Origin of the sequence: Synechococcus sp. R3-13 (genome assembly GCF_047462195.1) — a bacterium.
GTDB lineage: Bacteria > Cyanobacteriota > Cyanobacteriia > Thermostichales > Thermostichaceae > Thermostichus.
The window spans coordinates 1-7,843 of record NZ_JANSIO010000205.1 but is presented as its reverse complement, the minus strand read 5'-3'; the positions used below and the strand labels follow the sequence as shown (position 1 = coordinate 7,843).

Below are 7,843 nucleotides of genomic sequence, written 5' to 3'. Positions count from 1 at the left end.
GGTGCGGGCCTCCAGCCCGAAAATTTGGTGAAAGCCCCGATCCCGTTCGTGTCAGCAGTGCGGAACATTTTGGCCAGGCCCGCCGTTAGAGGACAAAGTTAACCAGCTTTTTCGGCACCACCACCACTTTTTTGGGTGTTGCCCCCTCCAGGTATTTCTGCGCTGCCTCTGACCGAAGGGCCAACCGTTCCTGCTCCTCCGGCGTCACCTCGGCAGGGGCCTCAAACGAGCCGCGCAATTTGCCGTTCACCTGAATCACGATGGTCACCGTGTCGGCCACCAGCGCTGCCGGGTCATAGCTGGGCCAAGACTGCCGATGCACCGAGTCTGCGCCCCCCAGCGCCTGCCACAGCTCCTCCGCAATATGGGGGGCAAAAGGCGCCATCAGCAACACCAGCGTGCGGATCCCCTCTGCATAGACCGGCGAATCCAGGATCCCGGCCTCCCCCAGAGCATTGCTCAGCTTCATCAGCTCGGCAATGGCAGTGTTGAATTGATAATCGTTTTCCAGATCTTCGCTGACTTCCTTGATGGCGGTATGGATGGCCCGGCGCAGATCTTTTTCCGCCTTGGTCAGGGATCCCACCTCGACCTTGGCCGGCAACAGCTCTGAGACCCTGCCCCGCCAGGACTCCGTCCCGCCACCGCGAACGACAAACTCGTACACCTGCCGCCAGACGCGGTTGAGAAAGCGAAATTGCCCCTCCACATCGGCATCGTCCCACTCCAGATCCTTCTCCGGCGGGGCCTTGAACAAGATAAACATGCGGGCCGTATCTGCCCCGTAGTGGGCCAGCACCTCCTCGGGATCCACGCCGTTGCCCTTGGACTTGGACATGGTAGCGTAGATAACTTGCAGGGGCTCGCCCGTTTCCGGATCCCGCGGGTCGTTGGGATCCTTCACCAGAGCTGCCGGGATCCAGCGATCCTTGCCGGACTTGTTGGGGTTGTAGTAGGTGCGCCCTTGCACCATCCCCTGGGTGAGCAGACGCGAGAACGGCTCGTCAAAATCCAGCAGCCCCCGATCCCGCAACACCTTGGTAAAAAAGCGGGAGTAGAGCAGGTGCAGGATGGCGTGCTCGATGCCGCCCACATACTGATCCACCGGCAGCCAGGCGTTCACCCGGTCTTTGCGGAAGATCTCTCGGTCGTTGCGGGCATCGCTGAAGCGCAGGAAGTACCACGACGAGCAGACAAAGGTGTCCATGGTATCGGTTTCCCGGCGAGCCTCCGCGCCACAGGTGGGGCATTTCACCTTCACCCAGTTCTCCAGCTGGGCCAACGGGGATCCCCCTCGCCCCGTCAGCTCCACATCCTCCGGCAAGAGCACCGGCAGATCCTTCTCCGGCACCGGCACAATGCCACAGTGGGGACAATGGATCACCGGGATGGGACAACCCCAGTAGCGCTGCCGCGAGATCAGCCAATCCCGCAGGCGGTAGTTGATCTGCTTTTCCCCCAGCCCCTGGGCTTCCAGCCAGGCGATGGCTCTTTCCACGCTTTGCCCTGGGCCTTTGCCCACCGGGATCCCGTCTAGGGGGCCAGAGTTGATCATCACCCCTTCCCCCGTCCAGGCAGCCTGCAGTTCTGAGGACTCCGTCCCGCTGGCGCGATCCGCCGAGGCCGGAGAACCCTCCGGCGGCTGCACCACCCGCTTGATGGGCAGGCCGAACTTGCGGGCAAACTCGAAATCCCGCTGGTCGTGGGCAGGCACGGCCATGATGGCCCCCGTCCCGTAGCCCATCAACACATAGTCGGCAATCCAGATGGGGATCCGCTCTTGGTTGACGGGGTTGATGGCGTAGGATCCCGTCCAAACCCCTGTCTTTTCCCGGTCTTCGGCGCTGCGCTCGATCTCGCTGCGGGCAGCGGCCTGGGCTTGATAGGCTCTGACGGCCTGCAGTTGCTCGGCAGTGGTGAGCTTGTCCACCAAGGGGTGCTCCGGCGCCAGCACCATGAAGGTGGCCCCCCAGAGGGTATCAGGCCGGGTGGTGAATACTGCCAGCTCGTCCCCTGCCTCGGTTTTGAAAATCACCTTGGCCCCTACCGATTGGCCAATCCAGTTCTCCTGCATGGTGCGCACCCGCTCCGGCCAGCCGGAGAGCTTTTCCAGATCCGCCAGCAGTTGGTCGGCATAGGCGGTGATTTTGAAAAACCACTGCTTGAGCATGCGCTTTTCCACCAGGGCGCCGGATCTCCAGGAACGCCCCTCCGCATCCACCTGCTCGTTGGCCAGCACCGTCTGATCCACCGGATCCCAGTTCACCGCCGCCTCTTTCTGGTAGGCCAAACCCGCCTGCAAAAATTGCAGGAAGATCCACTGCGTCCACTTGTAGTAGTCCGGCGAACAACTGGTAATCTCCCGCTCCCAGTCGTAGGACAGGCCCAACCGCTGCAACTGATCCCGCATCTGGGCAATGTTTTGGTAGGTCCACTTGGCCGGTGGGATCCCCCGGTCGATGGCGGCATTCTCCGCCGGCAGGCCAAAGGCATCCCAGCCCATCGGGTGCAACACCGCGTATCCCTGCATTCGTTTGTGGCGGGCAATCACATCGGTGATGGTGTAATTGCGCACATGCCCCATGTGCAGGTTGCCGCTGGGGTAGGGGAACATGGACAGAGCATAGAATTTGCGGCTCCCGTCCTTCAGCTCTGGGGTGCGATCCAGCCCGATTTCACGCCAGTGGGCTTGCCACTTGCTCTCAATGGCCTGGGGATTGTAGCGCGCGTCCACGGTTCGATGCTCCTGGGAAAAAAGCGCATACGCTGGGAGATAGAAGCATTTTGACATACTCCCCACGCCAGTGCTCTCAAGCAAGGAACGGGATCCCTATTGGCGCTGACAAACCGACAAGCAGGGATCACAAGCAGAGATCAGTAGGTTTCTTCGTGCCACCTGTCTGCTTTCTTCAGTTCCTTCTGGAACTTGCTCCAATCCTGACCGGCTTGTTCGGCCAAAGGCCCCATGACGTTGTTGATCCCGTCCTCCATCCCCTTGAGGCCGCAGATGTAGGTGTAGGTGTTGGGCTGTTGCAGCATCTCCCACAGCTCGGCGCCGTACTCGGCCATGCGGTTTTGCACGTACATTTTCTTGCCATCGGGGGTTTGTTGCTCGCGGCTGATGGCGTAATCGACGCGGAAGCGATCCCCGTACTGGGCTTTCCAGGCCTCCAGATCCCCGTGGTAGAGCAAGGTGGAAGTGGTGGGCACCCCAAAGAACAGCCAGATCTTGCCCTGATAGTTGGGATCCTCTTCAAACAGGTGCTTGATGAAAGCGCGAAAAGGGGCAATGCCGGTGCCGGTGGCGATCAAGATCAGGTTGGCATTCTCATCTTCAGGCAACAGGAAGGTTTTCCCCGATGGCCCCGTAATCATCACCTCATCGCCCGCCTTCAAATCGGTGAGGAAGCCGGAGCAGACCCCCACCCCCGGCTGGCCTGTCTCTCTATCGACATATTCGGCCCGCTTCACGCTCAAAGAGACGGTGCGCCCCTCGCCATCATCGCCAAAGCGGGTGGAAGCAATCGAGTAGAGGCGGGGCTTGTGGGGCTTGCCCTTGGCATCTTCGCCAGGAGGGATAATGCCAACGCTTTGCCCTTCTAGGTAGCGGTAGTTGGGATCCGGCAAGCTGAGCACAATGTGCTTAGTCAGTCCGGGTGCTCCTTCACCGACAATGGAGTAGGTCTCCACGCAGTGGCCGATCAACGGTGCGTTGGGACGATACAGATTGACGACAACCTCTCGCTTTTCTGCGCTGGCAACCATACCTGCGATCTGCTCCTGGCACTGGGAGGAAATGAGTTTACATATAGCAAAATAGCAAACACCACAGCAGCCCGGCTGCTCAAATGGAACTTGTCAGAGGAGAAGCAGACGACCTTCGCCAGCCCCCCAGGCCGTCCTGAGAGCGGCAACCCCGGAAAAATAATCCCGGCCAAGCTCATCGGCCAAAAATATGGATTTTTTGTTAAATTGTTGCTTAGGGTGCCCACAGCTCTGGCCTGCCAGCGGCTTGTGATGTAACGGCTTTATTTGGTATCATGCAAGACCGTAACAGTTGGTAACTTTCTAGAGCCTTTTTCTCAGTTTTGCCCTGCCCGTCCCCAAGGAGTTCCCATGGCAAGCAGTCCTGATCGTGTTGTGATGATTGGTGTCGCCGGAGATTCTGGCTGTGGCAAGTCCACCTTTTTACGCCGGCTGGGGGATCTATTTGGCCGGGATCTGATTACCACCATCTGTCTGGATGACTATCACTCCTTGGATCGCTACCAGCGCAAAGAGAAGGGCATCACGGCGCTGGATCCCCGCGCCAACAACTTCGACCTGATGTACGAGCAGGCCAAGGCGCTTAAGAACGGCCAAAGTGTGATGAAGCCCATCTACAACCACGAGACGGGGCTGATTGACCCACCGGAGCTGGTGGAGCCCAACCGCATCATCGTCCTGGAGGGGCTGCATCCCATGTATGACGAGCGGGTGCGCCAGCTGCTGGACTTCAAGGTGTACTTGGATCTGGCCCCAGAGATCAAGATTGCTTGGAAAGTGAAGCGGGACATGGCGGAGCGGGGCCACACCTACGAAGATGTGTTGCGCTCAATCGAGGCTCGCCGCCCGGACTTTGAAGCCTATGTCGATGTGCAGAAGCAGTACGCCGATGCCGTCATTGAGGTTTTGCCTACCCAGTTGTTGCCGGAGCTGGATCCAGAGCACAAAGTACTGCGGGTGCGGCTGATCCAGCGGGAAGGGGTGAAGTACTTCGACCATGTTTATCTCTTTGACGAAGGCTCCACCATTGATTGGATCCCCTGCGGCAAAAAGCTGACCTGTTCCTACCCAGGGATCCGCCTCCACTATGGCCCTTCCACCTACTTCGAGCACCCGGTTTCGATTCTGGAGATCGACGGCACCTTCGACAAGCTGGAAGAGGTCATCTACATCGAGAACCACCTGAGCAACCTGTCCACCCGCTACTATGGCGAGCTGACGGAACTGTTGCGCAAGCACCCGGAATACCCGGGATCCCGCAATGGCTCTGGTCTGATTCAGATCATCGTGGGCCTGAAGCTGCGCGCCCTCTACGAGCAAATTCGGGCAGAAGCCAAAGAGCTGGCGGTGGCTTCCTAGTGTTTGCCCCGCTTAGGGGATCCCTTCGGTAAAGTGTTGGTGCAGGTCGGCTGACCCAGCATAGGTCGGCAGTAGGGCTTCGGTGTATGCAGGGATTCCAGTTGGAGATCTTTCCGGAGGGCCCCGTCTTAATCCAACGGGCCATCGAGATTTGGCAAGCTCGGTCAGCCGCTGCCATTCGCGAGCGGGGACGCTTTACGGTGGCCTTGGCGGGAGGGAGCACCCCCAAGAAGCTGTATGCTGCCCTGGCCCAAACCCCAGGGATCCCTTGGCAACAAACCTGGCTGTTCTGGGGGGACGAGCGCTATGTTCCCCCGGATCACCCTGAAAGCAACTACCGCATGGTACGAGAAACCCTGCTGCAGCAGATCGGGATCCCGGCGGCTCAAGTTTTCCCTATGCCCACCCAAGCGGGGGATCCCCTTCGCGATGCTGCCGAATACGAGGCCACCCTACGGCAGATTTTCGGTGCAGAGTGCCCTTCTCTCGACCTGGTATGGCTGGGAGTGGGGGAAGATGGCCACACAGCTTCCTTGTTTCCCGACACAGCCGCTCTGCAGGTGCAGCACCGCTGGGTGACGGTGGGGCAAAAAGGGCAGGAGCCGCGTCTAACCTTGACCTATCCCGTCCTCAATCAGGCAGCCCAGGTGGTGTTCCTGGTAACCGGAGCGAACAAAGCCCCCATCGTGAAAGAGGCGCTGACCACCGAGGCCCACCTACCCTGCCAGCGCGTAAACCCCAGAGGACGGCTGCTGTGGTTGCTGGATGCGGCGGCAGCGGCTCAACTGCCCCTGCCCTGTGTCCCGCTGCTCAGCTAAACAACAGGCGGGCTAACTGCCGATGGGATAGGATCCCCAGGCCCACCGCCCCCAAAATCATCCCAGCCCATTCCAGTGGCCACAGGTTTGATAGCCCCAGCGGCCAACGCACCAGGTTTCATGGGTCGAGAACCGGCGGGGCAGGGATCCCTCAGGGGTTGCCGGGCAAATTCTTCAGTACTGGAATCACCAGCTCTTGGACGGGCAGCGCTACGGGCTGGGCGGAGTCACTGCTCAGGGAGCTGGATGGCGCAGAAGGAGAAGAGCTGGGGATCTCGCCCATGGGCCGCAGTTGCCAGCGGATGATCTGCTCGCCGCGGTAAAAGGTGACCAACAACTGATCCCCTTGCGATTGAATTTGCCAGGTGCCATCACCGCTGGTTACCGAAATATGGCCGCCGGAAAACGGTGCATCCAAAGCCGGCCCCGATTGGCTCCAGATACGCCCGCCACCCGTTTCCAAGATCAATTGCACCGTCGCCCCCTGCCCCTGGCCGCTCAAAATTTGGCCGGTTCCGCTCCAAACTCGGGTTTCCGTCTGAGCCACGGCGGGTTGCCCAAGCTGCAGAACCATGAGCAACAGCCCTGCCCAGCTCCAGTGATTTCGCAGCCCCCCTCTCCAATCGGGGAGGAAGGAAGAAGAGCGAGAGAAACAAGCCATTGCACTCACGTTGATACCACGCGCCGCGATAGGACTGAAACAGACGAAGAAGAAGGCGAAAAGGTGTCGCAGGAAGCAATCCCTTACACAGTTTTTTTCACAGCTCGCTGAAAGCCTTTGGGATCCCTCTGCGCTCTCTTGGCTCTGGGTTAAGCCTGCTGCTGGAATCCGCCCTCGGCTTGATCCCAATCTAGCAATCTCCATACCCCCAGACAGGATGTAACCTGAGGCTCTAGCTGCGGGGATCCCCAGCAACCGTTTCGCCAATGCGCAGAGTCAAGGCCCAGGGTATCTCCGACGCGATCCCGATCCTCACGACTTGAGAGAAAGGAAACGCTCCAGAGCTGCCACCATTGCCGGTGGCCAACGGCGGACGGTTTTCACCCATTCCAGGTCGGCGTAGCGGGGATCCAGTCCTTGCACAGCCACCCAGTGACTTTCAGCCTCTCCCTGGCGACCCTGCGCCCAAAGAATGGCGCTGAGAGCAGCCCGCATATCTGGAAACTTCGGGTACTTGCGCACCAGAGCCCGCATCAAGCGCAGGGCAGCTTCTGTTTCGCCCACCTGGTAGAGGCTCAGAGCATAGTTGGCCTGAGCAAAGGCGTAGTCGGGAGCCAGTTCTGTAGCGCGGCGGTAGTCGGCCAAGGCCTGTTGCCATTGGCCCAGCCCTGCTTCCGCATTGCCACGGTTGTTGTAGGCCGCCGCATCGTTGGGATCCAACTGCAACACCCGCTCATAATCGGCAATTGCTTCCTGCCACCGCCCCAGCCCCTCCAGAGCAGTTCCTCGATTTAGATAGGGATCCGGCGCCTCAGGGGCCAAACGAATGGCCTCAGCGTAATCCTCCAGAGCTGCCTGCAGTTGGTGCTGGCTGACACGGGCATTGCCCCGGTTGCTCCACAGGGCTGGATTATCAGGCTGGATCTGCAACAGTTGAGTCCACAGGGTTTCCGCCCGGGCAAAATCTCCCCTCTGAGTAGCCGCAAAGGCCTCCTCAAACAGTCGATCGATCTCGTGATCTACCCTGTTGCTCGCTGCCGTTGCCACCACACCCGATCCAGGCCAGATAGGGATCCCCAACCAAAGCAGCAGCCCCAGCAACAGAGCCGAGAGGACATTGGAGACAGACTTCATGGCCGCCAAAACCACCTCAGATGGGGTGTTTCCACCTTAAGCCATCGCCGCAGGGGGTCTGATGGTTAGCGCGCCCTGGAGGACTCGAACCCCCGACATCCGGTTT

6 protein-coding genes are annotated in these 7,843 nt (G+C 59.8%); 2 read left to right on the top strand and 4 right to left on the bottom strand.

From position 1 onward, the window contains the following. Nucleotides 1–85: 85 nt before the first annotated feature. Together leuS and NW856_RS06285 are read right to left on the bottom strand one after the other, a co-directional pair. On the bottom strand, nucleotides 86–2,791 hold the full coding sequence (gene leuS, locus NW856_RS06290) for a leucine--tRNA ligase (RefSeq protein ID WP_414399542.1): 2,706 nt from the start codon (nucleotides 2,789–2,791) through the stop codon (nucleotides 86–88). 83 nt (nucleotides 2,792–2,874) lie between these two features. Continuing rightward, nucleotides 2,875–3,765: a ferredoxin--NADP(+) reductase gene (locus NW856_RS06285; RefSeq protein WP_011434421.1), complete on the bottom strand. Its 891-nt coding sequence runs from the start codon at nucleotides 3,763–3,765 to the stop codon at nucleotides 2,875–2,877. Between the two features lie 351 nt (nucleotides 3,766–4,116). Here NW856_RS06285 and NW856_RS06280 point away from each other — a divergent pair, with 351 nt between their 5' ends. Both NW856_RS06280 and pgl read left to right on the top strand, forming a co-directional pair. Then, nucleotides 4,117–5,124: a phosphoribulokinase gene (locus NW856_RS06280; RefSeq protein ID WP_414351832.1), complete on the top strand. Its 1,008-nt coding sequence runs from the start codon at nucleotides 4,117–4,119 to the stop codon at nucleotides 5,122–5,124. An 86-nt stretch (nucleotides 5,125–5,210) separates the two neighbouring features. After that, nucleotides 5,211–5,942 carry a 6-phosphogluconolactonase gene (pgl, locus tag NW856_RS06275; protein WP_011434423.1) on the top strand — a complete coding sequence of 244 codons (732 nt, stop codon included), beginning with the start codon at nucleotides 5,211–5,213 and terminating at the stop codon, nucleotides 5,940–5,942. Nucleotides 5,943–6,093: 151 nt separating this feature from the next. Here pgl and NW856_RS06270 read toward each other — a convergent pair whose 3' ends face one another. Further along, nucleotides 6,094–6,516, bottom strand: a complete 423-nt coding sequence (locus NW856_RS06270) for a hypothetical protein (protein ID WP_414344534.1) — start codon at nucleotides 6,514–6,516, stop codon at nucleotides 6,094–6,096. A 399-nt stretch (nucleotides 6,517–6,915) separates the two neighbouring features. Further along, on the bottom strand, nucleotides 6,916–7,737 hold the full coding sequence (locus tag NW856_RS06265) for a tetratricopeptide repeat protein (protein ID WP_414399541.1): 822 nt from the start codon (nucleotides 7,735–7,737) through the stop codon (nucleotides 6,916–6,918). Between the last annotated feature and the right edge of the window lie 106 nt (nucleotides 7,738–7,843).

Bases quoted from the DNA above. Each gene is read 5' to 3' on its own strand.
- leuS (WP_414399542.1), bottom strand. From the start codon at position 2,791: ATGTCAAAATGCTTCTATCTCCCAGCGTATGCGCTTTTTTCCCAGGAG.
- NW856_RS06285 (WP_011434421.1), bottom strand. From the start codon at position 3,765: ATGGTTGCCAGCGCAGAAAAGCGAGAGGTTGTCGTCAATCTGTATCGT.
- NW856_RS06280 (WP_414351832.1), top strand. From the start codon at position 4,117: ATGGCAAGCAGTCCTGATCGTGTTGTGATGATTGGTGTCGCCGGAGAT.
- pgl (WP_011434423.1), top strand. From the start codon at position 5,211: ATGCAGGGATTCCAGTTGGAGATCTTTCCGGAGGGCCCCGTCTTAATC.
- NW856_RS06270 (WP_414344534.1), bottom strand. From the start codon at position 6,516: ATGGTTCTGCAGCTTGGGCAACCCGCCGTGGCTCAGACGGAAACCCGA.
- NW856_RS06265 (WP_414399541.1), bottom strand. From the start codon at position 7,737: ATGAAGTCTGTCTCCAATGTCCTCTCGGCTCTGTTGCTGGGGCTGCTG.